1 protein-coding gene and 1 pseudogene are annotated in these 1,476 nt (G+C 28.7%); both read right to left on the bottom strand.

Going from position 1 to position 1,476, the window contains the following annotated elements; translation table 11 throughout:
• Positions 1–89: 89 nt before the first annotated feature.
• Positions 90–407 (bottom strand): annotated as a pseudogene (locus tag LQ688_RS13870) (protein rep); the annotation flags it as partial.
• Between the two features lie 218 nt (positions 408–625).
• Positions 626–1,303: a hypothetical protein gene (locus LQ688_RS13865; protein WP_031796899.1), complete on the bottom strand. Its 678-nt coding sequence runs from the start codon at positions 1,301–1,303 to the stop codon at positions 626–628.
• Positions 1,304–1,476: the final 173 nt, after the last annotated feature.

The raw sequence follows: 1,476 nt of genomic DNA, 5'->3' as shown, positions 1-1,476 counted from the left end.
CATCCTTGTTAAATTGTTTATATCTGAAATAGTTCATACAGAAGACTCCTTTTTGTTAAAATTATACTATAAATTCAACTTTGCAACAGAAGCTCTTCTTTAGACACATTAGGCGTTGTTAATGTTAAAAATATAAAATCCTTCTGCTGATCCTGTTTAATATATTTCATCATCAACGATAAACCCAGCGCATCTTTCCTCGCTTTACGCCATGCACACATTGGACAAAATCGATTTTTACAAGGGTTCGCTTTATATAATTTTTGTTTTTTTTAGGTTTTATCAGCCACAAAAGACAAAAATGTATTACAATCCCTCACATAATCCATCTGATCTTCTCCAATATATCCTTGAATGAATTTTTGAAATGCTTGATTTCTACGTTTTTTCTCAGTATACTTATCCATGTTATAATACACAAAAACAACTTAGTTCTACTCTAACTAAGACCCATAAAAAAAGTTGCTTTTTCCCCTTTCTATGTATGTTTTTTACTAGTCATTTAAAACGATACATTAATAGGTACGGAAAAACAACTTTTTTTTGTGCTTAAAACCAGTCATATCAATAACTCAAGACAAGAAGAAACTCGTTTCACTCGTTCTAAAAAACGTTTTATCATTATTCACAATTTATCAAAAGTAATAGAATCATAAACAACCCATGGTCCTTGAAGCGCTCTTTCATAAGTGATATTTACTGAAACAGTCTCATTTATACAAACATATTTACCTTTATTAGCAAAATCATGATTATATAAAATTTTTATATCAAAATCTATTGTAAAGTTAGATTCTGTAAAGTCATTTCTATTTATATACATGGCACCTAATAATAAAGCTGAAAAAATATTTGGTAATCTCAATTCGAATGAATCCCCGCCATCAAGAACTGATATTTTTTCTTTTGTCGTTTCTTCCAAACCAAAAACTTTATCCCAACCATAAGTATCATTACCAAACATATCTTTTTCTATATCAAAATTGTTTTCTTTTTCTTCTGATGCTTTACTTAATAAAAATTCAAAAGTATCATTTTTCCTCACATCAATAGATACAGACAAATCTGTAATTCTTACTTTCGTTGTATTTATAAATTTCAATAAAACATCATATTCCTGTAGCTTTTCGTAACCGTCAATATCCCAATCAATACCTATGTAATCTACAGTTTGTTTATTTTGAGATTCTAAAAAAAGTTGAGGTCTTAAAAGAATATTATCTTTTTTTCTCTGATAAAACACAGTATACATTGAAATACCTAAAGCAAAAATAGATATTCCTAAAGAAATATAAGCGATCAATTCAAGCAACCCCTTTAAATTAGTTTAAATAATCATATCAATTTTCAGAAGAATAAGTACTCAAATTATTAAAAATTTATTCCAATTGCTTTATTGACGTTGAGCCTCGGAACCCTTAACAATCCCAAAACTTGTCGAATGGTCGGCTTAATAGCTCACGCTATGCCGACATT

This window comes from Mammaliicoccus sp. J-M40, assembly GCF_022386395.1.
Taxonomy (GTDB): Bacteria; Bacillota; Bacilli; order Staphylococcales; family Staphylococcaceae; genus Mammaliicoccus; species Mammaliicoccus lentus.
Note: the sequence above shows the minus strand (reverse complement) of the source record. Positions and strands in the feature narration are given on the sequence as shown.